Origin of the sequence: Cyanobium sp. NS01, assembly GCF_014280235.1 — a bacterium.
Classification (GTDB): Bacteria; Cyanobacteriota; Cyanobacteriia; order PCC-6307; family Cyanobiaceae; genus NIES-981.
The window spans coordinates 1753751-1779875 of sequence record NZ_CP047940.1 but is presented as its reverse complement, the minus strand read 5'-3'; the positions used below and the strand labels follow the sequence as shown (position 1 = coordinate 1779875).

Genomic DNA, 26125 nt, shown 5'->3' with positions numbered 1-26125 from the left:
ATCGGGGCAGGGGCTCAGGGCAGGGGTGCAATCGCCTTGAGCTTGTCGTTCAGCTGGCTGGCCATGGCCTGACGGCCCACGGCCAGCACCTTGAGGGTGTCCTCGTGCATGCGCAACTGGGCATCGGCCACCTGCATGCCCTTCACCAGTTCCTTGAGCTCACTGGGCAGGCTGTTGAGGTCGTAGCGCTTGCCCTCGAAGGTGAGGACGGGAGGCTGCTGGGGGGTGGAGGTCAAGATGCGCAACGCTGAGGTGCCCTCAGGTTACGGACGGACCTGCCCCGGGATCAGCGCGAAGGGACCCTCCTGCGCTTGCCAGGGGCCGCTTGAACACGAACATCAGCAACGGCCCCACCTGGGCGGCCTCCACCATCTCCCAGTGCTCCCGGCCCAGGGCATTGAGGAAGAACTGCAGCTGCTCGGCGGGGTGCCGGGGGGTGCTGTTGAGGGGGCTGTACTGCTGGGGGAACTCCCGCTCCAGGAACTCAGGGCTGAGGGCGCCGCCCAGCCGCTCGCTGTCGCTCTGGGGCGAGGGCGGCTCCGGCGGGTTGCCGCTCTCCACATCGATGTGGATCACGCGGTATTCCCAGCCGAATGCCGAGCCGATGGGGCTGCCGGTCATGGTTCGAGGTGGATGAACTGGCGGCGGCACAGCTGCCGGTAGCGACCGTCCTGAGCCATCAGCTGATTGTGGCTGCCCTGCTGCACGATCCGGCCCGCCTCCAGCACCACGATGCGATCCGCCTTCTGCACGGTGGAGAGGCGGTGGGCAATCACCAGCACGCTGCGGCCGGCCATGGCGGTCTGCAGGCCGGCCTGCACGGCCTCCTCGGCCTCGGCGTCGAGGGCACTGGTGGCCTCATCGAGCAACAGCACGGCGGGATTGCCCAGCACGGCGCGGGCGATCGCCAGCCGCTGCAGCTGGCCGCCGGACACGTTGCGGCCCCGTTCCTCCAGCCGGCTCTGATAGCCGTGGGGCAGCTGGCTGATGAAGCCATCGGCGTTGGCCAGGCGGGCCGCCTGGCGGATCGCCTCGGCGGTGGCCGGCCGCCCGAAGGCGATCGCCTCGGCCACCGTGCCCGAGAACACGCTGCTCTGCTGGGGCACCAGGGCCACGGCCTGGCGCAGCTCCCGGGCGCGCAGGTCGGCCAGGTCGTGGCCATCCAGCAGCACCCGGCCCCGCTGGCAGTTGTTGAAGCGCAGCAGCAGCGAGAACAGGGTGCTCTTGCCGGCTCCGGAGGGGCCGACCAGGGCCACCACCTGGCCGGGCTTCACCTCCAGGCTCACCTGGCGCAGCACCGGCTCGCCGTCGCCGTAGGCGAACCACACCTGCTCGAGCTGGAGGGCGCCGCGCACCGGACCCAGGGGTTGCGCCTGGGGACTGTCGGGGGTTTCGACGGGCTCGTTCTCGATCGCCCGCAGCCGCTGCAGGGAGGCCTGGCCCTGCTGGAATTCGTTGAAGTTGGTGGTGAGGTGGGCGATCGGATCGATCAGCATCAGCAGGGCGGCCACGTAGCTGCTGAAGCCCTGGCTGTCGAGCTGCCCCGACTGGATCCGCCAGGCGCCGATCCAGAGCACGGCCAGGATCCCGGCGGCCTCGAGGAATCCCACCACCGGATGCTGCAGGGCCAGCAGCCGCAGGGTGCGGTAGCGGGCCCGGCGGTGCAGGTCGATCTCCTGGTCAAAGCGCCGCTGCAGCCAGGGCTCGGCGGCGAAGGCCCGCACCAGCGGCAGCCCGGAGATGGCCTCGCCCAGCAGGCTGGCCAGCTCGCTCACCTGCTCCTGGCTGCGCTCGGCGGCCCCCATCACCCGCGCCCCGAAGCCGCTCACCAGCAGGGCCACCAGGGGGGCCAGCAGCAGGGTGGCCAGGGCCAGGGGCCAGTCGAGCCACACCATGTAACCCAGCACCGCCACCAGCTGCAGGGCACTGGGGGTGGTGTCCTGGATGGTCTTGTAGATCACCTCGCCCACCCGGTCGGCATCCTCGGTGAGGCGGTAGGTGAGGTCGCCGGCGGAGAGTTTCTCCAGGGCGTTGAAGTCGAGCTGCTGCAGCCGCGCGAACAGCTGCTGGCGCAGGGCCTGGCTGACCCGCAGGGCCGGGTTGGCCAGCAGCGTGTCCTGGCCGTACTGGGCCGCCTTCTGCACCATGAACACCGCCAGGGCGGCCAGGATCGACTGCAGGGTGAGCCCCACATCACCGGCGCCGATCGCCGGAATCAGCCGCCCCGCCAGCCAGGCCAGCACAGGCCAGCAGAGCACGAACACCAGGATGCAGGCGCCGCCGGCCAGCAGGCGCCGGCGGTGGGGTCTGAGCAGGGGCCACAGCCGTCGCACCGTGCCGGCCAGGCTGGGGGCAGAGGTCCGCTGCAGCTGGGGCAGGCTGTCCGGAGGCGGTGCGGGCATCAAGGCACGCTATCGCCCGTCCCCATGGCCAGATTCGCCGTGAAGCTCGACCAATTCCTCAAATATCAGGGGCTGGCAGCCACCGGCGGCGAAGCCAAGCTGCGCATCCAGCGCGGTGATGTGCGCGTCAACGGCCTGATCGAAACCCGCCGGGGCCGCCAGCTGGCCCTCGGCGATGCGGTGAGCGTGGACGGCCGCGAGCTGATCGTCACGCCCACGGCCAACGGCCGCTGACAGGCGGCCCATTAGCTTTTGCAGCACGTCGCTGGGAGAGGACCCTTGGCCAAGGCTGTCATCGCAGGTAACTGGAAGATGCACATGACCTGCGCCCAGGCGCGGGAGTTCGCTGCCGCCTTCCGGCCCCTGATCGCCGACCTGCCGGGGGACCGCCAGGTGGTGATCGCGCCGCCGTTCACGGCGATCCCCACCCTGAGCCGCCACCTGGAGGGCGCCGGCGTGGCGATCGCCGCCCAGAACGTGCACTGGGAGGAGCAGGGGGCCTACACCGGTATGGTGTCGGCGCCGATGCTGGTGGAGCATGCCGTGACCCACGCGATCGTGGGCCACAGCGAGCCGCGCAAGTACTTCAGCGAATCCGACGAGCAGATCAACCTGCGGGCCCGCACGGCCCAGAAGCACGGGCTGGTGCCGATCCTGTGTGTGGGCGAGAGCCTCGACCAGCGCGAGACGGCGGAAACCGAACGGGTGATCCACCGCCAGATCGAGCAGGGGCTGGAGGCGGTGGATCCGTCGCGGCTGATCGTGGCCTACGAGCCGATCTGGGCGATCGGCACCGGCAAGACCTGCCCCGCCGAGGAGGCCAACCGCATCTGTGGCCTGATCCGCGGCTGGGTGGGCAACCCCGAGGTCACGGTGCAGTACGGCGGCTCGGTGAACCCCGCCACCATCGACGATCTGATGGCCCAGAGCGACATCGATGGCGTGCTGGTGGGTGGCGCCTCGCTCGATCCCGAGAGCTTTGCGCGCATCGCCAACTTCCGGGTGTCGGCGGCGGTGTGAGCCATGGCCAGCCAGCCGCCGCGCTGGGGTGAGCGCACGCTGGTGATGGGGGTGCTCAACCTCACCCCCGACTCCTTCAGCGATGGCGGCCGCTACCTGGATCTGGAGCCGGCCGTGGCTCAGGCGGTCCGCATGAGCCGCGAGGGTGCGCACGTGCTCGATCTCGGCGGCCAGAGCACCCGTCCTGGCGCCAGCGAGGTGGGTGCTGCCGAGGAAGCCGCCAGGGTGCTGCCGGTGCTGCGCGCCCTGCTTGAGGGCCGGCTGCCGGCGAACCGGCCGCTGCTCTCGATCGACACCTTCCGCGCCGCGGTGGCGGAAGCCGCCCTGCAGGCCGGGGCCGACTGGATCAACGACGTGAGCGGCGGCCGACGCGATCCCGCCCTGCTGCAGGTGGTGGCGGCGGCGGGCTGCCCGCTGGTGCTGATGCACAGCCGCGGCGACAGCCGCAGCATGGATGGGCTGGCCCTCTACACCGACGTGGTGGCGGAGGTGCGCCAGGAGTTGCTGCGGGCCACCGACGCCGCTCTGGCGGCGGGGGTGCGGGCGGATCAGCTGATCTGGGATCCGGGCCTGGGCTTTGCCAAGACCACCGAGCACAACCTCTCCCTGCTGCGGGGGCTGGCGGCGCTGCGGCAGGAGGGCTTCCCCCTGCTGCTGGGCCCCTCCCGCAAGCGCTTCATCGGCGCAGTGCTGGAGGAGCCCCGACCCCGGGCCAGGCTCTGGGGCACCGCGGCGGTCTGCGCCCAGGCGATCAGCGCCGGCGCCGATGTGCTGCGGGTGCACGACGTGGGGCCGATCGTGCAGACCGCCCGCATGGTGGATGCGATCGTGCGGGTTGAGCCCTAGGGGGCGATCAGCAGGCCCCCATCCAGGGGCAGGCACACGCCCTGGATGAAATCAGCAGCGGCACTGGCCAGGAACAGGGCCACCCGGGCCACCTCCTCGGGTTCTGCAAAGCGGTGCAACGGAATCCTGCTTTCCTTGGCTTGTCTGGCTGCCTGCATGGCAGGGCTGTCCCAGAGCTCATGGCCCAGCTCGGTGAGGATCACGGTGGGACAAAGGGCATTCACCTGAACATTGGCCGGCCCCCATTCCACGGCCATGGTTCGGGTCAGCTGGTTGATGGCGGCCTTGGAGGCGGCATAGGCGCCTAATCCAGGGGTGCCAAGAAAGGCACCCAACGACGAGATGTTCAGCACCTTGCCGCGGCCTCTGCTGATCATCTGGGGAACGATGTGTTGGGAGAGAATCAGGGCCGAGTGCAGGTTCACCGCGAAGGTGTGCTGCCAATCGGCTTCGCTGATCTCCAGGATCGGAGCGGGCCTGGCGATGCCGGCGTTGTTGACCAGCACATTCCATTGCGGAAAGAACTCCAGGGCTGTTTCCCCGGCGCGCCTGGCACCCTCCACCGAGCCGAGATCGGCTTCGATCAGGCAGCAGTGGCGCCCGTAGCTCTCGACAACGGCCTTGACCCTGTTCAGGCCGTCGGTGTCCCTGCCGATCAGGCCGATGTCAGCACCGGCCTCGGCGAAGCTGCTGGCGATGGCCGCCCCCAGGCCCTTGGAGCCGCCTGAGATCAGGGCGCGTTGGCCATCCAGTCGAAAAGCCTTCATGGTGGCGGGATCCGATGGCAGGACCTCAGGGGGCCGTGACCCCCTCGATCCGGTCTTCGATCTCCTGGTAGATCTCCTGGAGCTGCTGGATGTTCTCGTCTGAGGTCTCCCAGTAGCCGCGGCCGTTCACTTCCAGCAGGGTGCCCACGATGCGGCGGAAGCTGTGGGGGTTGAGCTCCATCAGCCGCTGGCGCATCTCCGGATCGTTGATGAAGGTGTCGTTGGCGTCTTCGTAGACGAAGTTGTCCACGGCGCCGCTGGTGGCGCTCCAGCCGAGGGTGAAGTTGAGCCGTTTGGCCACCTCCCGTACGCCCTCGTAGCCGGAGTTGAGCATGCCCTCATACCACTTGGGGTTGAGCAGCTTGGTGCGCGAATCCAGGCGGATCGTTTCGCTCAGGGAGCGCACCTGGGCGTTGGCGGTGGTGGTGTCAGCGATGTAGCTGGTGGGGGCCTTGCCGTCGTCGCGCAGGCCGGCGATCAGCTTGGTGGGGTCGGAGTCGAAGTAGTGGCTCACATCGGTGAGCGAGATCTCGGCGGAATCCAGGTTCTGGAAGGTCACGTCGGCGGTTTTCATCGCCGACTCGAACACGCCCCGCTTCTGGTTCATCTCGCCGGGGTTGTCGGCGTTGAAGGCGAAGGTCTTGCGGGAGAGGTACATCTCCTGCAGTTCATCCTCCTCCTCCCAGGTGCTGTTCTCCACCGCCAGGTTCACGTTCGAGCTGTAGCTGCCGCTGGCATTGGAGAACACCCGGGTGGCGGCATCGCGCAGGGAGATGCCCTCCTGCTCGGCCTGCTCCTGGGCGTGCTTGCGCACGAAGTTCAGCGCCAGCGGCTCATCGGCCTCGGCGGCCATCTTCACGCCCTGGTCGATCAGGCCCATCTGGTTGATGAACAGGTCGCGGAACACGCCGCTGCAGTTCACCACCACGTCGATGCGGGGCCGGCCCAGCTCTTCGAGCGAGAGCAGCTCCAGCTTGTTGACGCGGCCCAGGGAATCGGCCACCGGGCGCACGCCGATGAACCAGAGGATCTGGGCCAGCGACTCGCCGTAGGTCTTGATGTTGTCGGTGCCCCAGAGCACGCAGGCGATCGTTTCCGGCCAGGTGCCCTGTTCGGCCTTCTGGCGCTCGATCAGCCGGTCCACCACCACCTTGGCGGCGGCGATGGCGGCCTTGGTGGGGATCGCCTGGGGATCGAGGGCGTGGATGTTCTTGCCGCTGGGCAGCACGCCGGGGTTGCGGATCGGATCACCGCCGGGGCCCGGCAGCACGTATTCGCCATCGAGGGCCCGCAGCAGGCTCTGCATCTCGAAGTCGGCGCAGATCTGCTCCAGGCAGAACTGCAGGTAGCCGAACAGCTGATCGAGGTCGGCCTGGTTCACCTGGGCGAAGCCGGCCGAGCAGCAGGCACCCAGCCAGGGGCTGGGCAGCTTGAAGCCGAAGCGCTCCAGCAGGTTGAAGAACCAGGCGAAGTTGCGGCGCAGGGTGACGCGGCCATCGCTGCCGGTGACGGCCTTTACCATCGCCCCCACGGCGGCGCGGCAGGTTTCGGTGATCTCCCGATTGAGCTCCACGTCGGCGAGCACGCCGTCGTCGTTGCCCTTGTAGACCTCGGCAATCGTGCGGCCGCGGCTCTCGGCCAGCAGGGCTGGCAGGGAGCGCAGGCCGTCCTCCTCGCGCTCGAGGGCGGCGATGTTCACCAGGGTGGCGATGGCCTCCTCGGCGGTGGGGGGCTTGCCGATGGTGTGCAGCCCGCAGGGCAGCAGGCGGCTCTCGATCTCCATCAGCTGGCGGTAGATCTGGCCGATCACCGCGTCGCGCGCGGCCAGGTCGAGCTCGGCGGCATCGCCATCGGGCAGGGCCACGTCCTTGTCGAGGTTGCACTGGCGGGCGGTTTCGACCGCCGCGTTGACGATCTGCACGCCGCGGCTGCTCTCGCGCAGCTGCTGGTAGGAGCCCACCAGCTCACCCAGCTCCTTGAGGCCGCGGTAGAGGCCGGCATTTTCGGCCGGTGGCGTGAGATAGCTGATCGTTTCGGCGTAGCCGCGCCGCTTGGCGATCGTGGCTTCTGAGGGGTTGTTGGCGGCGTAGTAATAGAGGTTTGGCAGGGCGCCGATCAGGGAATCGGGGTAGCAGGTGTCGCTCATGCCCATCTGCTTGCCGGGCATGAACTCCAGCGAGCCGTGGGTGCCGAAGTGCAGCACGGCGTCGGCGCCCCACACCTTCTCCAGGTAGGTGTAGTAGGCGGCAAAACCGTGGTGGGGGCTGGCGCTGCGCGAATAGAGCAGCCGCATCGGATCGCCCTCGTAGCCGAAGGTGGGCTGCACCCCCACGAACACGTTGCCGAAGTGGCGGCCGTAGATCAGCAGGTTGGTGCCGTCGGAGTTGAGGTTGCCGGGGGGCTTGCCCCAGTTCTCCTCCAGCCGCTCGGAGTAGGGGGTGAGCTGCTCGTACTCCGCCACGCTCATGCGGTGGGCGATGGCCAGTTCGGGGGCACCCTCCAGGGCTTCGGGGTCCTGCAGCACCGACTCCATCAGCTCTTTCGGCGTGCGGGGCAGGCTGCCGAGGTCGTAGCCCTGGGCTGCCATCTCCTCCATCACCCGGTGGATGGAGCCGAACACATCGAGGTAGGCGGCGGTGCCCACATTGCCCTTGTCGGGCGGGAAGCTGAACACAGTGATTGCCAGCTTCTTGGTGGCCCGGGGCTTGATGCGCAGGGAGGCCCAGCGGATCGAGCGCTCGGCGATCGCCTCCACCCGGTCTTGCAGGGTGTGGGCCTTGCCGGTGGCGTCATCGCGGCCACTGAGCACGATCGGCTCGATGGCGCCATCGAGCTCGGGGATGGCGATCTGCAGGGCCACCTGCACCGGGTGCAGGCCCAGGTCGCTCTCCTCCCATTCCTGGGTGGTCTGGAACACCAGTGGCAGGGCCACCATGTAGGGGCGGTTGAGGCTCTTGAGCACCTCGATCGCCTTGGGGTGGTCCTGGCGGGCCGGACCACCCACCAGGGCGAAGCCGGTGAGCGACACCACCCCATCGACCAGGGGGCTGCCTGGCTTGAGCGGGTCGTAGAAGAAGGCGTTCACCGGACGGGTGAAGTCGAGGCCGCCGCAGAACACCGGAATCACGGTGGCGCCGCGGTATTCGAGTTCCTGGATCACGGCCACGTAGTGGGCCTCGTCGCCGGTGACGATGTGGCTGCGCTGCAGCACCAGGCCGATCACCGGGCCGCTGCGGGCCTTCTCGCTCAGATCAGTGCGGCTGGCGCTCCAGTTGAGGTATTCCTTGAGGTCCTCGAACATCGACGGCGCCAGGGGGTGCCAGATGCCCAGGTCGGGGAACACCACCGGTTCGGCCACCGCCACCGCCGCCCGCTCACTGCCGCTGCCGCGGGGGAACACGTACTTGTCCGCCAGCATCAACAGGAAGTTGCGCAGGTTGTCCGGCGTGCCGCCCAGCCAGTACTGGAAGCTGAGCATGAAGGAGCGGGCGTCCTGGGCCTTCTCCACCGGTAGGTACTTGAGAACCGTGGGCAGGGTGTTGAGCAGCTTGAGCATCGCGTCCTGGAAACCGGCGCCGCCGGCCTCCTTCCGCTTCTTCATGAAGCCGGCGATGGCGCTCTTGCTCTGGCCCAGCTGGGCCATCGAGAAGGTGCCCAGCTTGTTGAGCCGCATCACCTCCGGCATGGAGGGAAACACCACGGCCGCCTTGAGCTTGTCGCGGTGGGGGGCCACGGCCTCCACCACCTTCTGGGCCAGATCCTCGATGAAGATCAGCGAGGCGATGAACACATCCGCCGCCGCCACATCGGCGCAGAAGTCGGCGTAGTTGGTGGGATCGCGCAGCTCCTCGATCAGATAGCCGCTCAGCTCGATCGCCAGGGGACCGTTCTGGTCGTTGAGCGCCGTGGCTGCCTGGGTGAGGGCGTTCTGGTACTGGGGCTCCAGCACAACGTAGACGGCCTTCATCACCGCACCGCAATGGGAGGCGGCAGGGCTGACCCGACGGTTGGCGGAGCGGACCTGCGTGAACATGCGGGCGTGAAAGTGGGTGGGCTGAGTTTACGAACCCTCTCCCTGGGGCGGTGGCTGCCCCATAGGCTCTGCAGCAAGCGTTGATGAGAACGGTTTCGAGGCCATGACCAGCACCGCCGCCAGTGCCCCCACCGCAGCGTCCAGCAGCCCCGCCTCGATCGCGGTGGTGGTGGCCGGCGCCCTCGGCCGCATGGGCGCCGAGGTGATCCGGGCCCTGCTGGCTTCGCCCGACTGCCGCCTGGTGGGGGCGATCGACACCACCCCCGGCAAGGAGGGTGCCGATGTGGGTCTGGAGCTGGGCCTGGGCGAGCTGGAGGTGGCCGTGACGGCTGACTTCGAGGGCTGCCTCTGCCAGGCCAGCCAGCTGGTGCGCCAGGACGGCCCCGGCCAGGGGGCGGTGCTGGTGGACTTCACCCATCCGAAGGTGGTGTATGAGCACACCCGCGGCGCCATCGCCTATGGCGTGCACCCGGTGATCGGCACCACGGGGCTGAGCCCGGAGCAGCTCAACGATCTGGCGGTGTTTGCGGGCAAGGCCTCGATCGGCGGCGCCGTGATTCCCAACTTCTCGGTGGGCATGGTGCTGCTGCAGCAGGCCGCCGCCGCCGCCGCCCGCTTCTACGACTTCGCCGAGCTCACCGAACTGCACCACAACCGCAAGGCCGATGCCCCCAGCGGCACCTGCATCAAGACGGCCGAGCTGATGGAGGAGCTGGGCAAACGCTTCAATCCCCTGCAGGTGGAGGAGCACGAAAGCCTGGCCGGCTGCCGCGGTGGCCAGCGCGAGAGCGGTCTGCGCCTGCATGCGGTGCGCCTGCCCGGGCTGGTGGCCCACCAGCAGGTGATGTTCGGCGCGCCGGGCGAAACCTACACGCTCCGCCACGACACGATCGAGCGGGCCGCCTACATGCCGGGGGTGCTGCTGGCGGTGCGGCGGGTGCGGTCGCTGCCGGGCCTGGTGTATGGCCTGGAGCGCCTGCTGTGATGGGCGCCAGGTTCAGGCCCGGCAGGGTGGGGCGATGCTGATTCCGTTGAAGCCGGGGGAGCTGACCAGGCTGATTCCGGCGGTGGCCACCGGCCCCCAGTTCAACGCCTGCAGCGGCTCGCCCCGCAAGCTGCTGCAGCGCTTCTTCATCTCGGTGATCGGGGGCGTGATCAGCCTGCTGGTGAGCCAGACCCTGCTGTTCTCCAGCCAGGCCGGCCCGATCATGCTGGTGACGGGCTTCGTGTTCCTGCTCTACATGCTGTGGGGGCCGATCCTGGAGGCCGGCCGCCGCAACGCCATCCTGCGCAAATACCCCGCCGCGGCGATCTTCGAGGGCCAGGTGGGCGACTTCTACACCACCGAGGTGGTGGAGAACCGGCGCGAACAGGCCGACAAGGGGGGGCGGCTGGAGCTGGTGGAGAACCGCCGCACCTGGCTGACGCTGGAGCTGGAAGACGAAGAGGGCTACCTGGGCAAGCTGCGCTTTCCGATGGACAAGAAGCATCAGCTGATCCGGCGCGGCCAGGTGGTGCGGCTGCTGGTGCTGAGCGAGCGACGCGACTTCTCCCGCATCGGCGCCATCACCGACGCCTGGCTGCCCCAGTTGAAGCTGTGGGTGGGCGAGTATCCCTTCCTGCTCAAGCCGGCCTTTGAGGAGCTGTGCTTGCGGCGCCTGAGGTAGGGGCGAGCCGACCAGGACGGCCCAGGGCCGCCAGATCAGCCAGCCCCGGAGCAACAGCTCGTCACACAGCGCAACAATGTGTTACATTTCATGCAGTGAACGACGTTCCCGCATGACCCAAGCCAATCCCGCCATCATCCGCGGCGCCACCGTGACCACCGAAGACGGTGGCCGCCTCAACGCCTTCGCCAGCGAGCCCCGCATGGAAGTGGTGAGCCCCGAGAGCGGCTGGGGTTTCCATGAGCGTGCCGAAAAGCTGAACGGCCGCATGGCCATGCTGGGCTTCATTGCCCTGCTCGCCACCGAGCTGGCCCTGGGCGGCGAAGCGTTCACCCGTGGCCTGCTGGGCATCGGCTGATCCCATCTGCTGGCGCTGCTCTGAGGGCGCCTTTCTGAGCGCGGCTCTCTGAGCATCCTTTCTCCCTGAGCCGCAGACTGTTCTGCGGCTTTTTTCATGGCCGGCTCCGCGATGGCGAACACCCCCTATCGGGCCCTGGTGCACGGGGCCGGCCCCACCGGCTCCCTCAGTGCCCTGGCCCTGGCCGAGGCTGGCTGGCAGGTGACCCTGACTGACCCCCTGGACGCCGAGCAGCTCTGCAGCCGCCAGCGGGCCTACGCCTTCAGCCACGCCAGCCGGCGCCTGCTGGAGCAGCTCGACCTCTGGGGGGCCCTGCAGCAGGTGATGGTGCCGTTTCGGCGCCTGCTGCTCTGTGATCAGGCGGTGGGGGCGGCGGTGCCGTTCGGGCTGGGCGATCTGGCCCCGGCCCTGCGCCGTGGTGCCGGAGCCGCCGTGGGCTGGGTGGGCTTGCACCGGCCCCTGATGGAACTGCTGCTGGCGCGGCTGCAGGCCCACCCGGCGGTGTCCCTGCAGCTGGGGAGTGTGTTGGAGCCCGCTGCCTGCCTGGAGGCCGAGGCGGGCCGCGAGGCCCCCGATCTGGTGGTGGCCGCCGATGGTCCGCACTCCCCCCACCGCGAGGCCCTGGGCATCGGCGTGTGGCAGCACACCTACCGCCAGAGCTGCCTCACGGCCCAGGTGGCCCTGCGCGGCGCCGCCGCCGATGAGGCCTGGGAGCTGTTCCGGCCTGAGGGACCTTTCGCCGTGCTGCCGCTGGCGGCCGGCCAGGCCCAGATGGTGTGGAGCGCGGCCAGTGGCCGCTGTCGCCGGCTGGAGAGCCTGGGCTCCAATGCCTTTCTGGATGTGCTGGCCGCCAGCCTCCCGGGCAACCTGCAGCCCGATGCACTGCTGGATCAGCCGAGGGCCTTTCCTGTGGGTCTGCTGCTGGCCCGCCGGCTGAGCTCCGGCACCACGCTGCTGGTGGGGGAGAGCGCCCACCGCTGCCATCCCGTGGGTGGCCAGGGGCTCAATCTCTGCTGGCGCGATGTGGCCGTGCTGCACCGCCTGGCCCGGCGGGCCACCGCCGGGCGGCTACGGCCCGAACGGCTGCCGGCGGCCTATGGCCGCCGCCGCTGGCCCGACCTGCTGCTCACCCTGGCGGCCACCGATCTGCTGATGCGCCTGTTCTCCAACCGTGCCAGGCTGCTGCTGCCGTTGCGGCGGCTGGGCCTGGCGGGGCTGGCCTCACTGGCTCCATTGCGCCGGCTCAGCCTGGGGGCCATGACCCACGGCCCCTGCCAGCCATGGTGAGGTCTCTGCTGATGACGCCCTGACCATGGTCATCAGCTCCAGCCCCCAGTCGCCGCCTCCCCAGGCCCTGCTGCGCTATCTGCGCAACCAGCTGGGCCTGAGCGAGAGCGCCCTGGCGCTCGGCATCAAGCAGTCCCAGCTGGAGCAGGCGCCCCTGCCGGCGGTGCTGTGGCGCTACGGCCTGATCAGCCTGGAGCAGCTCGAGCAGGTGTGGAGCTGGCAGGACAGCAACCTCTAGGCCAGGCTCTGATCTCAGTCGTAAATGATCAACGAGGTGATCGACTGGGCCTCGGGCAGGCGGCTGCGGCCGGCCAGACCAGCCAGTTCGGCCACGAAGCTGAAGCCGCACAGCTCGCCCCCGGCACTGCTCACCAGTTCGGCGCAGGCGGCGGCGGTGCCACCGGTGGCGAGCAGATCGTCCACCACCAGCACCCTGGGGCTGCCCTGGAGGGCATCGCTGCAGATTTCGAGCCGGTCGCTGCCGTATTCGAGGGCGTAGTCCACCCCGGTCACGGCGCCGGGCAGCTTGCCGGGCTTGCGCACCGGCACGAAGCCCAGCTCCAGGCGGGTGGCCAGGGCCATGCCCACGATGAAGCCCCGCGATTCGATGCCCACGATCAGATCCGGCTGCAGCGCCGTGGCGGCCAGCTCCAGCTGGCGGATCACCTCCTGCCAGCCCTGGGGATCGCGCATCAGCGGCGTGAGATCGCGGAACAGGATGCCGGGCTTGGGGAAGTCGGGCACGTCGCGCACGAACCGGCGCAGATCAACGGCCATCGGCGTGACGAAGGGGGGCGGGAGCTGGCATCATCGCAGCCATGAGCGACCCTGCTGCAGCACCGCCAGCCCCGCCCCGGCCCGCTGAGCAGACCAGGCTGCCCCGGCGGGGACTGGAGCGGCTCGACCTGCTGCTGCTGAGCGTGGAGGCCCTCGACCTCAACGGCGGCGAGGCGATGGTGTGGATGAGCGAAGAGATGGGCTTCACCGGCCTGTTCCCCAACCGGGTGGAGCTCTGGAAACGGCGCTGCTACAACCCCCTGCGCCGCACCACCCGCCGCGGCGAGCTCGATCCGGCCGAGACAGACGCCCTGATCCGCATCCTCTGCGCCCTGGCCGACCGCCTCTACCCCCTGCTGCGGGCGTTGCTGTCGGAGTCCGAATCGCCCCAGGTGCGCGAGCAGCGCTGGCAGCTGTTCCAGGGACGCCTCGCGGCCCTGCTCAACGAACGCATGAATCCCCGCCGGGTGGGGGTGCAGCGGCTGCTGGATCCCGTGCTGGGGGCCCCCCAGCGGTATCAGCTGGTGCAGACCCTGGCCCTGGGCGGCGGCATCGGCGGCTTCGAGCGGGTGCGCGCCAGCCTGATGGACCCCGGCGGCTGAGCCCACCATGAAACAGACCCTGCGCTTTGAACAACTCAGCTGCCGCTTGCAGGTGGAGGGTCTGCCCGACGTGTCGGTCGGGCAGCGGGGCGAGGCGATCGGGATCATCACCGGCTGGAGCCTGCGCTGGGCCGGCCGGCCGGAGCTGGAGGGGCGCAAGGAGCACCTGCTGGCTCTGATGCAGGTGGTGTTGCCCTATGCCCGCCACCTGATCAGCGGCGTGCGCCGCCGCTTCGGCGGCCCGCCCCTGCCGGTGGAAATTGGCCCCGCAGGGGCGACCCACACCCTGTTGCTGCGCAGCAGCCAGCCCGACACCCCGCCTCTCACGATCGGACTGGATGACGCCGAGCTGGCGGATCTGGTGCGGGTGCTCGACCAGCTGCGCCTCGACCCGCGCCTGCAGATGCCCCTGGATCTGCCCGCGCCCCAGCCCCTGAAGCCCCGGGAGGTGCAGGGGCGGTTGCCGCGGCGCCAGCGCCTGGCGGCTCCGTTGGGCGGTGCCGTGGCCCTGGCCTTCGCGGCGGGAGTGAGCCTGTTGCTCCCCGAACCCCGTCCCCAGCCCACGGCTGCCCCACAGGCCCCGGCCGCTGAGCCAGACCCCTCGCCTGAGCCCCGTCCCAGCCCCTGAGCTTGACGCCGGCGCCTGGCTGGTCACACTGAGGCCAGGATTCAGGTGGGCTCGGCCTCAGGGCGCGGTCTTTCGTCCTGTTCTCTCCGCTTGCTCTGCCCGCCGATGACGACACTGAGCTGGTCTGAGTTGCGGATCCGGGTGGCGCGCCTGGGAGCCACGCTGGATGTGGTGGTGCGCAGCGACCCCGAGGTCTGTGGCCTCAGCGGCGAGACGTTTCGGCTCACCCTCCATCACGGTGGCCAGGGCGACTGCTCCGTGGGCGGTCTGCATCTGATCGACTGCCCCAACGAGCTGGTGCTGATGGAATTCGAGCGCTGGATGCGTGGCGCCGGCCACCCCCTTGAGGCATGACCTCCTCCCGCCGCCCCCTGCTGCAGCTCCCCCAGAAACCGGGTGGTCCGCGCAAGGTGTTCCGGCGCAGGAACCGGCCGACGCGGCTGCGGCAGTTCGGCTCCGGGCTGCTGCTGGGCGCCCTGGGCTGTGGCTTGCTGGCGGGGCTGCTGCAGATCCCCACCCGGCTGGATGCGTTTCTGCTGCTCAGCGAGGCCACGGTCCACCTGATCGAGGGCGTGAGCACCTTCCTGCTGGGGTTTGTGCAGCTGCTCGCCGTGGTGCTGCTGGTGGTGGTGACCCTGGGGGCGCTGGTGCTGGTGGTGGGGGGTGTGGTGCGGCTCGTGCGGGCCTGCCTGCCGCGCCGCTCCTGAACCCCGGCGGCGAGGCCCCGGTTCAGCCGTGCAGACGCGAAAACCAGAGGCCGGCCAGCTGCCAGCTCGACCACAGAAAGGCGGCCAGAAACAGCCAGTTGAGCCAGGCGGGGCGCTGGGGGGGCTCCTGGGCCATGGGAGTGGCGGGCAAGGGATGCTCTCAGCCTGCCATCTGAGCGGCTGTGTCGTTCCTTGTCTGTTTGGCTCTGAAGCTGGCCAGGTGCCTAATCTCTGTGCCATGGGCAATCCGATCAGCCGGGACTTATTTCTGGAGCGGGCCCGTTCGCGCTTTGGCGATCGCTATGACTACAGCGAAATCATCTATAAAAGCTATAAGTCGCCCATCAAGATTCGCTGCACGATGCATCCGGTGAAGCAGATCTGCATCACCCCTGAAAAACATCTGCAAACCACCGGCGGTTGCAAGTACTGCCTGCGCGAGATGCGGATCCTGATGCTGGAGCGGGAGCTGAATCGGCAGAGCGCCCAGCATCCGCCCGTCCAGGCTGGCGAGGCCCCTCGGCTGGAGCGCCGAACCGCCGGCCCGGGGCCCCAGACGCCGCCGCCGCAGGCCTCACCCCCTGCCTCCTGAACAGCCGCATGTCGCCCGTCGCCCGGCAGCTCAAGACCCAGGCCCTGGAGGTGTTCCGCGACCCCGCCCAGGACACCGCCTCCGGGGTGGCGACCCTGCTGCGCAGCTGGCTGCAGCGGGAGGGGCCGGCCACGGCAGCACGCCGCAGCGCCGAGCCCACGGAATTCAACGGCACCTTGATGCAGTGGTTCCACTGGTACAGCGAGGCGGATGGTGGCCACTGGCGCCGCCTCGCCGCCGAAGCCCCAGCCCTGGCCTCCGCCGGGATCACGGCCCTGTGGCTGCCGCCCGCCACCAAGGGGGGCAGTGGGTACGACGTGGGCTACGGCACCTACGACCTGTTTGATCTGGGCGAATTCGACCAGAAGGGCACGGTGCGTACCAAGTACGGCACCAGAGCGGACTACGAGGCGGCCCTGCAGGCCTGCCGTGAGCACGGCATTCAGGTGTATGCCGATGTGGTGTTCAACCACAAGCTGTTTGCCGATGCGGAAGAGGAGTTCCAGGCCACCCCCTTCGATCCGCAGGACCGCACCCGCAAGCTCGGCGATGAACGCACCATCCGCGCCTGGACCCACTACCGCTTCGATGGCCGCGGCGGGCGGTATTCAGAGATGCAGTGGCACTGGTATCACTTCGACGCTGTGGACTACAACGGCTTCGAGCGCGACTACCAGGCGGTGTGGCAGGTGAAGGGGGCGCTGCGGGAGCACAACGTGGCCCTCGAAAAAGGCAACTACGACTTCCTGATGGGCGCCGACCTGAACCTCAACCACCCCGAGGTGCGCGGCGAACTCAAGCACTGGGGCCGCTGGATGCTGGACAGCTTTGGGGTGGATGGCTTCCGCCTCGATGCGATCAAGCACATCGCCAGTGATTTCTTCGTGGACTGGGTCGACCACCTGGAGCAGCACGTGCAGCGCGATCTGTTCGTGGTGGGCGAGTACTGGACCTACGACCTGGCCAGCCTCCAGTGGTATCTGGCCAACACCGGCGGCGCCATGAGCCTCTTCGATGCGCCGTTGCATCTCAATTTCCATCAGGCCAGCCTCGGCGGCGGCCAGTACGACATGCGCCGGCTGCTGGATGGCACCTTGATGAAGGAAGCGCCGCTGCTGGCCGTGACCCTGGTGGACAACCACGACACCCAGCCGCTGCAGGCCCTGGAATCACCGGTGCAGGACTGGTTCAAGCCGCTGGCCTACGCCTTCATCCTGTTGCGCGATGAGGGCTATCCCTGCATCTTCCATGCCGATTACTACGGGGCCACCTACAGCGACAGCAAGAACGGCCAGAGCTACAGCGTGTCGATGGCCTCCCACCGCGGCCTGATCGATCGCTTCCTGCTGGCCCGCACCCAGTGCGCCTATGGCCCCCAGTACGACTACCTCGACCACTTCAACACGATTGGCTGGACCCGCCTCGGCAGCCCTGGCCATCCCCTGGCGCTGGCGGTGCTGATGAGCGATGGCCCCGCCGGATCGAAGTGGATGGAAGTGGGCAAACCCCACACCCGCTTCCGCGACCTCACTGGCCACCACCCCGCCGTGATCAGCACCAACGCCCACGGCTGGGCCGAGTGGCACTGCCAGGGAGGCTCGGTGTCGGTGTGGGTGGAGGAGAGTTGGTGGGAGCTGCAGCAGTAGTGGAAGAAACCCTCACGAGATCTGAGGTGCTGCATGAGCCATACCCCTTTGCTCAACCTGGCGCGCTGAGGGCCTTCAACCAGTGGACATTTTGTAGCCAATCGAACAAGTGGTTTGCGGACCCTTGAACCACATTTAAGCTTGGTGAAGCAATGCTCAAATCCTATGCTGAGCCAGGGATTTCCAGAAGCGGGCGAGGACTGCTGGGAGTGGTTATCGGAAGGGGGGAGGCCGGGCGGCTGTGGTTCACGGAACCATCCAATGACTAGTTAGCTTGAACAAGCTTTTAGCCAAGCAGCAATGACCCAGATTGACCCTGCAATCCTTCTACAGCAGACGCCTTTGTCGAATGCGGCAAAATCTGCACGAAGACTCTTTTTTACGTCATTAGAACAGTCTTTGGCTGAGCGTGGCTACTTTCATGTGGACTGGATGTATGGGGCTGGGAGCTCAGTATTACTTAGGTTTGGTGGGGTCTTCTTCTTGTTGACCGCTAAACATGTTCTGACCAACAATATGCCCGAGGGCTTCCTGAATGAGTCTCCGTTCTGGGTTTCAATGCACTCCCGTCCACGATGGGACTCTCTCCTAGACTTTATGTATCCAAGGAGGCTGTGGAATATTAGTGAACGAATCAGGCACGAAATACCACTTGTAGATCACGAAGATATTTGCTTAATCGAGCTATTTGATCCCTTTCCAGGATCTGCTCCCGACTGCTTTATCGACCTTGACGGTGAAACGCCTCCCTGCCTTAATCAGGATCAGTTCTTCGAGGGTCAATTCTTAACTGTTTGCGGGTATCCCTTCCGTCTTAATGAATTCGCGCATGATGATACCAGGAAAGGGTTCACTCATATGACCACCGTTCACAAAAGTCTTGTTACCGGCGTTCTTCTCATTGAGGATAACCATGAAATGCTGATTTCCTTTGATGTCTCCGAGTCCGAGGTAAATCATGATTGTCTAAATGGCATGAGTGGTGGCCCTATTGTTAACCTCATGCCAGAAGCCTCTGACACGAAGCTCGCTGGCATTGCCATCTCAGCTGGCGATAATATCTGTAGATTCTATCCTTTCTTTGCAATTTATCCGGCAATCAGGGAATACCAGCAATGCTCATGCCAGATCATTGATCCTCTATCTGATTTGACGAATCCTGGTTTAGTGGGTAAGTGACTATGGGCGGCGTGATGCGTCTAGGACAGTATGCAGGCTAATTCCGCGTTAGTGGTAGGCAAGTAAGCTCCTTGAAGTGAGCCATGAATATGTCGGCAACCAAGCTAACATCAAGATGCAGCGGTCGGGTCCAATAATTCCCTTTCTTTGTGTTCGGCTTCTTGCCCGCCGCTGATCTTGAGCGTTAGACCTTTTCGATTCAAGCATCCAGAGTTATACCCAATCGCCAATGTCAATGATCTTCATTTAAGCCTAATAGCATCTTGACAGGTGAGGCAGATTCTCAACGCCCACCAAAGTAGTACGCCAATACTAAGGTCTTATGATATACACTGGATCGGATTAGAGGCCATAGGCTTTGGCAACCTCAAGCGAAGCATTGATCCAATGCGCTGTTTTAGTCAAAGATCAGATTAATCTTTTTACCCTAGAGCACTTCTGCATGAGAGGCGGTCGGATTGGCAGTGGGCTTGGGCTTGTAATGGAATCGTTGTGGGGATTCTACGCAAGTCAACATCTCCGCACTATGGATGTATCACTGGCTTGGATCCCCAATCATGAATTCAATGACTTTGCATGTATATCGGATGTAACTCCATGGGGACCTGAGACTAAGACTGGTGAACTCTTCAGAATCGAAGTTAAATCTATGGTCATTAACGCAGACGAGTCCAAGGCGCACTTTGACTCATTAATCAGCGAGATTGGCGAGGACGATCTTCTTGTGGTTATTACATGGGGATGGGCAGAGACTGGTGGAATCCATGTGTACCCACGAATAGATGAGATAGGATTGTTTCGATCTAGATCAATTGCCAGTCTAAGGGACTTACTTCACATTGAACGCGGTGGATCATTTGTTGACAGGGGTTCGTGTCCAGATGGATGCGATCCCTCGCGTTGCGTTCACCACGGAGAACCAGTTAATGCAAGCAATGTAAGAGAGAGAAGGACAGGGCCAATTAGCCTAAGAGGCTCCAATGTATCATATGCGCAAAACTTTGGGGGACTAGTACGAATGGTTGCTACAAGGTCATTAGCAGCCAAGGATAAAAGAGCTGAGCTGGCATCAGCAGATCCAGAGATGAAGAGATATTTGGAGTTTGTTGAACGGCTCAAGACTGTACGCCGAGGACAAGCATAAGCCTACAACAAAGAAGAGATTCTGGCCTCTAAGTGCCGGCACTTTGCCTCTACATCAAGAGCGCTAAGCCTAAATGTTGCCAATAGAGTAGATAACTCTTGAAGTTCCTTCAGAAGATAACCTGAACACCAATTCATGTTAAATCTTAGAATGTCATCCTCTCGAACTCGAGGAAGACTCGTTCCGGTTCGTAAAGAACTAAAATAATCGGCCGCTCTATCACTTCGCAGTACGAGTGCTATTGCATTAGCTTGGGCCTCGTCTACTGGAATAAAGACTGAGATATCAGTTGAGCAGATTCCCTCGCATGAACTAACGCCGACCTTGCGGAGTTCGGGGCGTATCTTGCCAAACAATAATGCCCCATTTGGAAAGAATGTCTTTGCAGATGAAGGCTTCTCATCAGAGGTTAAAGATGGCTTGACGACTCCAGTATTCTTTTCAATATGTTCGAGGCCAACATAGTACTTGTGTAAACCAAACTCGCCTGGAGACACTCTGATGCGCAATGGTGAAACAAGATCACAGAGCAACATCGACTGCATCCTCCTTCATTTTCGTAGGGCACTGTGTTGAACTCTTGGCAAAGGTAGACAGTCTTAACATAACAGACTGTAGCTTATTCACCGCGACGAAAAGCTCATCAATCTCAGCACGACATTCGTCCTTAAGCGATCGCTTCTTTCTTTGAAAGCTAATTGCGCTTGATGCTAAGCTATTAATTCTTGATGGAACTAGTCTGAGGTAGTCATCAAGCTCTTGTATTGATGATTCCCTGCAGAAACTACTCCCTGGCGAGAAGATTCCAAGGTCAATACACCTTGCAATAATAGGCAGAGTAGATGTTCCTGTTGGTTTTCTGGCATCATCTAGAGTAAAGCCATCATCGGTGCAGACAGCAGATATAAACTCAGATGTTCCTCTTCTGTCTTTCTCAAAAAAGATGATTACAGTCTTGGCATCAGTGTACGGCAAGAAGCTTCCTCTAGGAAGTTCAACAATCGCCTTGATGGAAGCATTCCTCAGAAGAGCTTTGCGAACTTGTACAAACTCTTTACTGGTATTCGAGGCCACACCGAGAGGAAGCACAATCGCGCATCGACCACTTTCTTCTAGCAACTCAAGGCATTTGCATAAAAATGCGAGCTCGGTCTTGCTTGTTGTTAAGCCCGCAATATCCGAGAAATAGGGCTCATCAAAGGTTCCAGAGAAAGGAGGATTTGTGGCGATTAAATCAGGCTTTAGATCGGCTAGGCCAATTCCAGATTGGCGCATAACATTTAGCCTTTCAATTCCATGAAGCTTGCCGTTGGCAACAGCCAGTTCAAAAACAGACCTATCAATTTCGCACCCAATAAAGTGACTATCCGCTTGCCTCTTATTGGCTTCAATCAAAAAGCCGCCAGTACCACATGCTGGGTCTAAAATCGTTCCCTGGGAAAGCGGGGGAAAGACATCATAAATAAAGTTAATTAGATGAGTGGGTGTACGGAACTGGCCAAAGTGGCCAGCCGTTGAGAGATGTGAGAGGATATACTCGTAGATATCTCCTAGGTGATCTCCCGATGAGCTATCATTTAGCAAGTGAGCAAATGTAGTAGACGCCCTTTCAATGGCTCGTGAAAGCCCTTGGTCAACTTTCAGTTGATCTATAAGAGTGGTGCTATTAGTGCGAGATCTGCTAGTGGCAATCTCGGAAAAGATTCGGGATATATCGATTGGATTGGTAATGCCAGCCGACCAAAGATCATTCCACGCTGAATCAACCAGGTTCACAAGGACTTCTCGGGTAGTACAACTGTACTTCACTTGAGGCGCACCTGGTTCTGGGTTTGCAAATCTTAGCGTACTGATTGTGCTAGCAGTATCATTGAATCTGTTGGCGTTGATAATGATATTGGGATTAAGGACAAGATGTTCTAGTCAATTATCCTGATGCTTTGGCTCAAAGGTCTAACAATGCCATGCACCTGAGCCGCCACCAAGCGCACCTTGTATATCCCCGTTGGTTGTTGCGGCCAGGTGATGGCAAGCGTTGGAGAGATGGGACAAAGGCCAACGAGGCAAAGAGTGGTGTAGTCAGCCACAGCTGGGCATGTAGACGGAGGTTCAGAAGTGGGGGAACAGCCTTGGCGTGAGGATTCCACGCGGCTTGGCTGAGGAGGTGGGGATGAGGGCCTGCACCGAGGTCAGCCTCACCGCGAAGGTCGGTGAACTGGTCTTGAGGCCCTCTGTGCCAAGCCCAGGGCTGCCTAAAAGTACGATCAAGCCGAGCTCGCTCGAGCGGCCACGCCGCCAAGCGCCAGCATCCCTTGGATGTCGTAGGCCAACTCCCGGAGCCCCTGCCGGATCGAGCGGTAGCCGCCTCGCCGCAGCAAGTTCATCACGATGGTGCGCAGGACGGCGAACACCGGGGCCCCGATCCGGTTGGCGTAGCGATGAGCGTCCTCACCCAGCTGGGCGTCGCGGGCCCAGTGCCACTCGTTCTCAATGCTCCAGCGCTGCCGGATCAGGCGCAGCAGGGCTGGTGGCGTGGTGCGCACGCTGGTGAGAAACAGGTGCCGCCGCACGCTGCGCTTCCCTTTGCGGCTCAGCGTGTCGGTGATCACCTCCACGATCCAGGCGCTACCGGGCCAGTTGGCCTTGATGTGCTCCGGCGCCTCCCGGGCCCGTAGTTCCCAGACGGTGTCGCGCCCATGGCGCTTCTCGTGATCCGTTGCAGTGAAAGGGATGTGACGCTTTCCCTGGAACTGGCAACCGATCTGACGGTAGAGGCTCTTCTGGTTGGACTTGACGCTCAGGAGCACGTCGGCCCCCTGGGCGAGGCACCAGCGAAAAACGACTGGGTGGTGTGGAGCGCATCCGTGTCAGGCGACAGCGAAAACTGGTCCGGAGGCGACACGAAAACTGGTCCACCCCGTGGAGCGAGCCAGGCAGGACGACAAGGCCAGCGGAGGGGAGCCATCTCTGGAGCCGATGGCTGTGGAGACGGCGGTGCAGACCCCTCAGGATGTGGAGGCCATGCAGCGGCTTTCGGCAGCAGGCTGGGGCCGGCGGCGCATTGCCAGGGAACTGGGCTGCTCGCCCGAGACGGTGCGCAAGTACCTGCGGCAGGGTGGCTGGCAGCCCTACGGCAAGCCCTGCCGCAACGCGGTTCTCGACGGCCAGCGAGAGTGGCTGCGGCAGCGGTTTCTGGCCCACCGCGGCAATGCCGATGTGGTGCGGCAGGAGCTGGCCAGTGAGAAGGGAATCGAGGTCAGCCTGCGCACGGTGGAGCGTGCCGTGGAGCCGTGGCGGCGGGAGCTGCGCAACGCGGCCCTGGCGACGGTGCGGTTTGAGACCCCGCCGGGCCGGCAGCTCCAGGCTGACTTTGGCCAGTGCCTGGTGAGCATTGGCGGCGAGCGGGTGCGGGTGCACCTGGCGGTGCTCACCTTGGGGTACTCGCGCCGGCTGCTGGTGCGGGCCTTCCGCAGCGAGAAGCAGGACCACTGGCTCGAGGCCCTGGAGGAGGGTTTCCGCCACTGGGGCGGGGTACCGCAGGAGGTGCTGGTGGACAACGCCCGGGCGCTGGTAAGTCAGCACGATCCCGAGCGCCACATCGTGGTGTTCGCCCAGCGGCTGGGGGAGTTCGCCAGCTACTGGGGGTTCAAGCCGCGGGCCTGTCGCCCGTACCGGGCCAGAACCAAAGGCAAGGACGAGCGCGGGGTGGCGTACGTCAAGAGGAACGCCATCGCTGGGCGGGAGTTCAGCAGCTGGGCGGAGTTGGAGGCCCATCTGGTGCGCTGGAGCCGCGAGGTGGCCGACCTGCGGGTGCATGGCACCACCGGCGAGGCGCCGCTGGAGCGGTTTGTGCGCGCAGAATCCCAGGCGTTGCAGCCACTGGAGGCCAAGCCGTCGTTCCTGGCGGAGAGGGAGCTGGTGCGGATCGTGCACAGCGACTGCTGCGTGGAGGTGGAGGCGAACTGGTACTCGGCGCCGCAGGCGCTGATCCGTCAGCGGGTGAGCGTGCTGGTGCGGGACCAGCAGGTGCTGATCCGCTATGGCGGCCGGATCGTCGCTGAGCACAGGCGCCAGCGGCCCGGTAGCCGCAGCCGCCAGGTGATCGACGGTCATTGGGATGGCCTGGTGCCGCAGCGGCAGCAGCGCGAGGCGGAGCGATCGCTGCGGGATGGCAACGCAAGTCGTGATCAGGAGCAGCGCATGGTCCGCAGCTCTGAACTGGCACGGCCTCTGGCCGTCTATGCCGAGCTGATCGGGGAGGTGGCGGCATGAGCACCAACCCACGCCAGCGATCTACGCCGGTCACCCCACCGGTGCCGACCGAGGAGCTGGAAGCGATGCTCACCCGCCTGCGGCTGCCAGCGATCCGCGATCGCCTGGATGCGCTGCTGGAGGAGGCGGCCAGGCGGGAGATGAACCTGCGCGAGGCCTTGGCCTGGCTGTGTGCAGCCGAGGTGGCCCGCAAGGACCAGCTGCGGATGGAGATGGCACTGCGGCTGGCGCGCTTTCCGTATGTGCGCACGCTGGAAGCGTTCGATTTCGAGGCCCAGCCGTCGCTTGATCCGGCTCAGATCCGAGAGCTGGCGACCTGTCGCTGGGTGGCCAACGGCGACACCCTGCTGCTGCTCGGCCCGCCGGGAGTGGGCAAGACCCACCTGGCGGTGGCGCTGGGCCGGGAGGCGGTGCGGCTCGGTCACAGCGTCCAGTACGTCGGCGCCATGGAGCTGATCAGCGCGTTGGCCAAGGCCCAGGCGCAGCATGTCCTGGAGGCCCGGCTGACGCAGTACGCCAAAACTCGGCTGCTGATCATTGATGAGCTGGGCTACCTGCCGCTGGAGCCGAACGCGGCCTACCTGTTCTTCCAGCTGATCTCCCGCTGCTATCAGCGCGGCAGCGTGCTGATCACCTCCAACCGCCCCGTCATGGAGTGGGGCGAGGTGTTTGGCGATCAGGTGGTCGCCACGGCGATCCTCGATCGCCTGCTGCACCACAGCCACGTGCTGACGATCCGGGGCGACAGCTACCGGCTGAGGGAGAAGCGTCGCAGCGGCCTGATCCGCCCGCAGGCGGGCGGTTCCTCCTCACCGGACAGCGCTGGCCTACGGCCACCGCCGCCCGGTGAGGAGGCCTGAGGGGAACCCGGATCAAGTGGCACCGATGCCGCAAACCAACAACAACGACACGACACCCACCGATGAAACACCGATCCAAGGGCCGCCGTAAGGCCCCCATCAGCAGGCCATCAGGTGGACCAGTTTTCGTGTCGCCAGAGGACCAAAAGCGGATGTCGCTTGACAATCCGCCTGGATCAGCACGCCATCGAGCTCGAGGGTGCTCAGCAGCTCTTTCAGCGCCGCACGCTCACTGGATTCATGCGTGTCGTAGGTCTTCTGGGCGAGGGCGACACCAAGGGCGCGGGCGTACACCGTGACCTGGGCCACAAAACGGTGGCTGCCGTCGTCAGTCTCGATGGCCGAGCCGCGCAGGGTCTTGCCGTCACACACCAACTGGTCGAGACCGTGCGCCCCGCCTGGGATCTGGCTGATCATCCAGGCTTGGAGCACCTGGCCGAATTCCTGGAGGTGGGCCTTATTGAACAGGTAGAGAAACGTGGCATCGGAGGGCCAGCGCTTGAAGCCCAGGCCGAGCGCCCGGTTCAGCGCCTCTCGGTGCCGCCTGGCAAACGTCTCGAGATCCCGGGAACTCCGACAGCCACTCAGGATCCCAAGCACCGCCACCAGCAGCAGGAACCACTGCGGGTAGCGGACCCCACGGCGGTAGCGGCCGTCCGGGATGGCCTTGAGGAAGCTGATCAGATCATTCGGTGCGGGCTGTTCGACTGCAGCAGAGAGGTTTTCGGGCATTGGGGGCACTGAGACCCGCCGAGCGAACCCAATGCTGACGGCCACGCCAAGGAGTACCAGGACACACTTTTAGGCGGCCCTGGTGCCAAGCCGGCTCAGGCTTGCGGATCTTCTTGCGGGGGTCACGCCATAGAACATCCACGCGTCAGTTGATACAGGGAATGCAGAAGGCGCCGAAGCATTCTGATGTCGACCTATGTACGATCGTGGTGATTTAGCTTGGCTGGAGTTCACACCACAAGCCAGAAGTGAGCAGCGTGGAAGAAGGCCAGCACTTGTCCTGTCTCCAAAGTCCCACAACGGAAAAGTCGGTCTGGCCTTGTTCTGTCCTGTAACCTCCAAGATCAAGGGATATCCCTGCGAGGTGGAGCTCCCTGATGGATATGCAGTCAGTGGAGTTGTTCCGGTCGCATCAGTTGAAGAGCCTTGACTGGCGATTGAGAAAAGTGAGGTTCATCCAGCCGGAGCACACTTGGGTTTTCTTAGGAACGAGCTAAACAGACGAATCGAAGCAAGTATGGTCGATATCACTTCTTGTTAATAATCATGTCAGCCATTGATCGCTTCAGAATTTTCCTATGTATGTTGACTAAAGAATGAATGCAC

General features: G+C 64.5%; 27 protein-coding genes and 2 pseudogenes. 19 read left to right on the top strand and 10 right to left on the bottom strand.

Annotated elements, in window-relative coordinates; all coding sequences use genetic code 11:
* Positions 1–14 precede the first annotated feature (14 nt).
* The 3 genes from CyaNS01_RS09240 to CyaNS01_RS09230 are packed head-to-tail and all read right to left on the bottom strand — an operon-like array spanning position 15 to position 2402.
* Entirely contained in the window at positions 15–236 is a 222-nt protein-coding gene (locus CyaNS01_RS09240) for a DUF6447 family protein (RefSeq protein WP_186696836.1), read from the bottom strand.
* A 22-nt stretch (positions 237–258) separates the two neighbouring features.
* Positions 259–621, bottom strand: a complete 363-nt coding sequence (locus CyaNS01_RS09235) for a hypothetical protein (protein ID WP_186696835.1) — start codon at positions 619–621, stop codon at positions 259–261.
* Positions 618–2402, bottom strand: coding sequence for an ABC transporter ATP-binding protein (locus CyaNS01_RS09230; protein WP_186696834.1), 1785 nt, complete (start codon positions 2400–2402; stop codon positions 618–620). Before CyaNS01_RS09230 ends, CyaNS01_RS09235 begins: the two co-directional genes overlap by 4 nt.
* Before the next feature lie 24 nt (positions 2403–2426).
* On the opposite strand from CyaNS01_RS09230, the gene CyaNS01_RS09225 reads away from it, so the two are divergent.
* From CyaNS01_RS09225 to folP, 3 genes are read left to right on the top strand one after another with little or no spacing between them, the layout of a single operon-like run.
* On the top strand, positions 2427–2636 hold the full coding sequence (locus CyaNS01_RS09225) for an RNA-binding S4 domain-containing protein (RefSeq protein ID WP_186696833.1): 210 nt from the start codon (positions 2427–2429) through the stop codon (positions 2634–2636).
* A 45-nt stretch (positions 2637–2681) separates the two neighbouring features.
* A complete protein-coding gene (gene tpiA / locus CyaNS01_RS09220; RefSeq protein ID WP_186696832.1) occupies positions 2682–3422 on the top strand; it encodes a triose-phosphate isomerase in 741 nt (246 codons plus the stop codon).
* Between the two features lie 3 nt (positions 3423–3425).
* The gene (gene folP / locus CyaNS01_RS09215) at positions 3426–4268 is read left to right on the top strand and encodes a dihydropteroate synthase (protein ID WP_186696831.1); all 843 of its coding nucleotides are present in this window, start codon (positions 3426–3428) and stop codon (positions 4266–4268) included.
* On the opposite strand, the gene CyaNS01_RS09210 is transcribed toward folP, so the two are convergent.
* Positions 4265–5035: an SDR family NAD(P)-dependent oxidoreductase gene (locus CyaNS01_RS09210; RefSeq protein ID WP_186696830.1), complete on the bottom strand. Its 771-nt coding sequence runs from the start codon at positions 5033–5035 to the stop codon at positions 4265–4267. The genes folP and CyaNS01_RS09210 overlap by 4 nt on opposite strands.
* A 25-nt stretch (positions 5036–5060) precedes the next feature.
* The gene (locus tag CyaNS01_RS09205; protein WP_186696829.1) at positions 5061–9068 is read right to left on the bottom strand and encodes a magnesium chelatase subunit H; all 4008 of its coding nucleotides are present in this window, start codon (positions 9066–9068) and stop codon (positions 5061–5063) included.
* A 103-nt stretch (positions 9069–9171) separates the two neighbouring features.
* On the opposite strand from CyaNS01_RS09205, the gene dapB reads away from it, so the two are divergent.
* The 5 genes from dapB (at position 9172) to CyaNS01_RS09180 (ending at position 12618) form a co-directional block, all read left to right on the top strand.
* Complete coding sequence (dapB, locus tag CyaNS01_RS09200) at positions 9172–10053, top strand: 4-hydroxy-tetrahydrodipicolinate reductase (RefSeq protein WP_186696828.1); 882 nt, start codon at positions 9172–9174, stop codon at positions 10051–10053.
* Positions 10054–10087: 34 nt separating this feature from the next.
* Positions 10088–10735: a hypothetical protein gene (locus tag CyaNS01_RS09195; RefSeq protein WP_186696827.1), complete on the top strand. Its 648-nt coding sequence runs from the start codon at positions 10088–10090 to the stop codon at positions 10733–10735.
* A 112-nt stretch (positions 10736–10847) separates the two neighbouring features.
* Positions 10848–11093 carry a high light inducible protein gene (locus CyaNS01_RS09190; RefSeq protein ID WP_186696826.1) on the top strand — a complete coding sequence of 82 codons (246 nt, stop codon included), beginning with the start codon at positions 10848–10850 and terminating at the stop codon, positions 11091–11093.
* A 96-nt stretch (positions 11094–11189) separates the two neighbouring features.
* The gene (locus CyaNS01_RS09185) at positions 11190–12380 is read left to right on the top strand and encodes an FAD-dependent monooxygenase (protein WP_225875602.1); all 1191 of its coding nucleotides are present in this window, start codon (positions 11190–11192) and stop codon (positions 12378–12380) included.
* A 25-nt stretch (positions 12381–12405) separates the two neighbouring features.
* Positions 12406–12618 (top strand): DUF2949 domain-containing protein, encoded by a 213-nt coding sequence (locus tag CyaNS01_RS09180; protein WP_186696825.1) that lies wholly within the window; start codon positions 12406–12408, stop codon positions 12616–12618.
* Positions 12619–12632: 14 nt separating this feature from the next.
* Here the strand turns inward: CyaNS01_RS09180 and CyaNS01_RS09175 are convergent, their stop codons facing one another.
* Positions 12633–13157: an adenine phosphoribosyltransferase gene (locus CyaNS01_RS09175; RefSeq protein ID WP_186696824.1), complete on the bottom strand. Its 525-nt coding sequence runs from the start codon at positions 13155–13157 to the stop codon at positions 12633–12635.
* A gap of 41 nt (positions 13158–13198) precedes the next feature.
* Between CyaNS01_RS09175 and CyaNS01_RS09170 the strand changes: the two genes are divergently transcribed.
* From CyaNS01_RS09170 to CyaNS01_RS09155, 4 genes are all read left to right on the top strand, one after another.
* Positions 13199–13759 carry a DUF3038 domain-containing protein gene (locus tag CyaNS01_RS09170; protein WP_186696823.1) on the top strand — a complete coding sequence of 187 codons (561 nt, stop codon included), beginning with the start codon at positions 13199–13201 and terminating at the stop codon, positions 13757–13759.
* Between the two features lie 7 nt (positions 13760–13766).
* Positions 13767–14387, top strand: a complete 621-nt coding sequence (locus CyaNS01_RS09165; protein ID WP_186696822.1) for a DUF4335 domain-containing protein — start codon at positions 13767–13769, stop codon at positions 14385–14387.
* A 105-nt stretch (positions 14388–14492) separates the two neighbouring features.
* Entirely contained in the window at positions 14493–14741 is a 249-nt protein-coding gene (locus CyaNS01_RS09160) for a hypothetical protein (protein WP_186696821.1), read from the top strand.
* Positions 14738–15094 (top strand): hypothetical protein, encoded by a 357-nt coding sequence (locus CyaNS01_RS09155; protein ID WP_186696820.1) that lies wholly within the window; start codon positions 14738–14740, stop codon positions 15092–15094. Before CyaNS01_RS09160 ends, CyaNS01_RS09155 begins: the two co-directional genes overlap by 4 nt.
* A 22-nt stretch (positions 15095–15116) precedes the next feature.
* Here CyaNS01_RS09155 and CyaNS01_RS14785 read toward each other — a convergent pair whose 3' ends face one another.
* Positions 15117–15245 (bottom strand): hypothetical protein, encoded by a 129-nt coding sequence (locus CyaNS01_RS14785; protein WP_255460158.1) that lies wholly within the window; start codon positions 15243–15245, stop codon positions 15117–15119.
* A gap of 87 nt (positions 15246–15332) precedes the next feature.
* On the opposite strand from CyaNS01_RS14785, the gene CyaNS01_RS09150 reads away from it, so the two are divergent.
* The 3 genes from CyaNS01_RS09150 to CyaNS01_RS09140 all read left to right on the top strand — a co-directional run bounded on the left by CyaNS01_RS09150 (position 15333) and on the right by CyaNS01_RS09140 (position 18511).
* A complete protein-coding gene (locus tag CyaNS01_RS09150) occupies positions 15333–15686 on the top strand; it encodes a hypothetical protein (RefSeq protein WP_225875601.1) in 354 nt (117 codons plus the stop codon).
* Positions 15687–15694: 8 nt separating this feature from the next.
* Positions 15695–17332, top strand: coding sequence for an alpha-amylase (locus CyaNS01_RS09145; protein ID WP_186696819.1), 1638 nt, complete (start codon positions 15695–15697; stop codon positions 17330–17332).
* Positions 17333–17632: 300 nt separating this feature from the next.
* Positions 17633–18511 (top strand): hypothetical protein, encoded by an 879-nt coding sequence (locus CyaNS01_RS09140; protein ID WP_186696818.1) that lies wholly within the window; start codon positions 17633–17635, stop codon positions 18509–18511.
* Between the two features lie 1666 nt (positions 18512–20177).
* Here the strand turns inward: CyaNS01_RS09140 and CyaNS01_RS09135 are convergent.
* Positions 20178–21431 carry a class I SAM-dependent DNA methyltransferase gene (locus CyaNS01_RS09135; RefSeq protein ID WP_186696817.1) on the bottom strand — a complete coding sequence of 418 codons (1254 nt, stop codon included), beginning with the start codon at positions 21429–21431 and terminating at the stop codon, positions 20178–20180.
* A gap of 346 nt (positions 21432–21777) precedes the next feature.
* Between CyaNS01_RS09135 and CyaNS01_RS14990 the strand changes: the two are divergent.
* Positions 21778–21876 (top strand): annotated as a pseudogene (locus CyaNS01_RS14990) (hypothetical protein); the annotation flags it as partial.
* 43 nt (positions 21877–21919) lie between these two features.
* Here CyaNS01_RS14990 and CyaNS01_RS09125 read toward each other — a convergent pair.
* Positions 21920–22483, bottom strand: a pseudogene (locus CyaNS01_RS09125) (ISAs1 family transposase); the annotation flags it as partial.
* Between the two features lie 148 nt (positions 22484–22631).
* Here CyaNS01_RS09125 and istA point away from each other — a divergent pair.
* Together istA and istB are read left to right on the top strand one after the other, a co-directional pair.
* Positions 22632–23927, top strand: coding sequence for an IS21 family transposase (gene istA / locus CyaNS01_RS09120; protein ID WP_186696815.1), 1296 nt, complete (start codon positions 22632–22634; stop codon positions 23925–23927).
* Positions 23924–24787 (top strand): IS21-like element helper ATPase IstB, encoded by an 864-nt coding sequence (gene istB / locus CyaNS01_RS09115; protein ID WP_186696814.1) that lies wholly within the window; start codon positions 23924–23926, stop codon positions 24785–24787. The genes istA and istB overlap by 4 nt, the downstream gene beginning before the upstream one ends.
* A gap of 99 nt (positions 24788–24886) precedes the next feature.
* Here the strand turns inward: istB and CyaNS01_RS09110 are convergent, their stop codons facing one another.
* Complete coding sequence (locus CyaNS01_RS09110; RefSeq protein ID WP_225875935.1) at positions 24887–25519, bottom strand: ISAs1 family transposase; 633 nt, start codon at positions 25517–25519, stop codon at positions 24887–24889.
* A gap of 196 nt (positions 25520–25715) precedes the next feature.
* Between CyaNS01_RS09110 and CyaNS01_RS09105 the strand changes: the two genes are divergently transcribed.
* Positions 25716–25949, top strand: a complete 234-nt coding sequence (locus CyaNS01_RS09105; RefSeq protein ID WP_225875600.1) for a type II toxin-antitoxin system PemK/MazF family toxin — start codon at positions 25716–25718, stop codon at positions 25947–25949.
* The last annotated feature ends 176 nt before the right edge of the window (positions 25950–26125 follow it).

Coding starts and splice junctions, on each gene's coding strand:
- CyaNS01_RS09235 (WP_186696835.1), bottom strand. CDS start 621: ATGACCGGCAGCCCCATCGGCTCGGCATTCGGCTGGGAATACCGCGTG.
- CyaNS01_RS09230 (WP_186696834.1), bottom strand. CDS start 2,402: ATGCCCGCACCGCCTCCGGACAGCCTGCCCCAGCTGCAGCGGACCTCT.
- CyaNS01_RS09225 (WP_186696833.1), top strand. CDS start 2,427: ATGGCCAGATTCGCCGTGAAGCTCGACCAATTCCTCAAATATCAGGGG.
- folP (WP_186696831.1), top strand. CDS start 3,426: ATGGCCAGCCAGCCGCCGCGCTGGGGTGAGCGCACGCTGGTGATGGGG.
- CyaNS01_RS09210 (WP_186696830.1), bottom strand. CDS start 5,035: ATGAAGGCTTTTCGACTGGATGGCCAACGCGCCCTGATCTCAGGCGGC.
- CyaNS01_RS09205 (WP_186696829.1), bottom strand. CDS start 9,068: ATGTTCACGCAGGTCCGCTCCGCCAACCGTCGGGTCAGCCCTGCCGCC.
- dapB (WP_186696828.1), top strand. CDS start 9,172: ATGACCAGCACCGCCGCCAGTGCCCCCACCGCAGCGTCCAGCAGCCCC.
- CyaNS01_RS09195 (WP_186696827.1), top strand. CDS start 10,088: ATGCTGATTCCGTTGAAGCCGGGGGAGCTGACCAGGCTGATTCCGGCG.
- CyaNS01_RS09190 (WP_186696826.1), top strand. CDS start 10,848: ATGACCCAAGCCAATCCCGCCATCATCCGCGGCGCCACCGTGACCACC.
- CyaNS01_RS09185 (WP_225875602.1), top strand. CDS start 11,190: ATGGCCGGCTCCGCGATGGCGAACACCCCCTATCGGGCCCTGGTGCAC.
- CyaNS01_RS09180 (WP_186696825.1), top strand. CDS start 12,406: ATGGTCATCAGCTCCAGCCCCCAGTCGCCGCCTCCCCAGGCCCTGCTG.
- CyaNS01_RS09175 (WP_186696824.1), bottom strand. CDS start 13,157: ATGGCCGTTGATCTGCGCCGGTTCGTGCGCGACGTGCCCGACTTCCCC.
- CyaNS01_RS09170 (WP_186696823.1), top strand. CDS start 13,199: ATGAGCGACCCTGCTGCAGCACCGCCAGCCCCGCCCCGGCCCGCTGAG.
- CyaNS01_RS09165 (WP_186696822.1), top strand. CDS start 13,767: ATGAAACAGACCCTGCGCTTTGAACAACTCAGCTGCCGCTTGCAGGTG.
- CyaNS01_RS09160 (WP_186696821.1), top strand. CDS start 14,493: ATGACGACACTGAGCTGGTCTGAGTTGCGGATCCGGGTGGCGCGCCTG.
- CyaNS01_RS09155 (WP_186696820.1), top strand. CDS start 14,738: ATGACCTCCTCCCGCCGCCCCCTGCTGCAGCTCCCCCAGAAACCGGGT.
- CyaNS01_RS09150 (WP_225875601.1), top strand. CDS start 15,333: ATGGGCAATCCGATCAGCCGGGACTTATTTCTGGAGCGGGCCCGTTCG.
- CyaNS01_RS09145 (WP_186696819.1), top strand. CDS start 15,695: ATGTCGCCCGTCGCCCGGCAGCTCAAGACCCAGGCCCTGGAGGTGTTC.
- CyaNS01_RS09140 (WP_186696818.1), top strand. CDS start 17,633: ATGACCCAGATTGACCCTGCAATCCTTCTACAGCAGACGCCTTTGTCG.
- istA (WP_186696815.1), top strand. CDS start 22,632: ATGGCTGTGGAGACGGCGGTGCAGACCCCTCAGGATGTGGAGGCCATG.
- istB (WP_186696814.1), top strand. CDS start 23,924: ATGAGCACCAACCCACGCCAGCGATCTACGCCGGTCACCCCACCGGTG.
- CyaNS01_RS09110 (WP_225875935.1), bottom strand. CDS start 25,519: ATGCCCGAAAACCTCTCTGCTGCAGTCGAACAGCCCGCACCGAATGAT.
- CyaNS01_RS09105 (WP_225875600.1), top strand. CDS start 25,716: ATGTACGATCGTGGTGATTTAGCTTGGCTGGAGTTCACACCACAAGCC.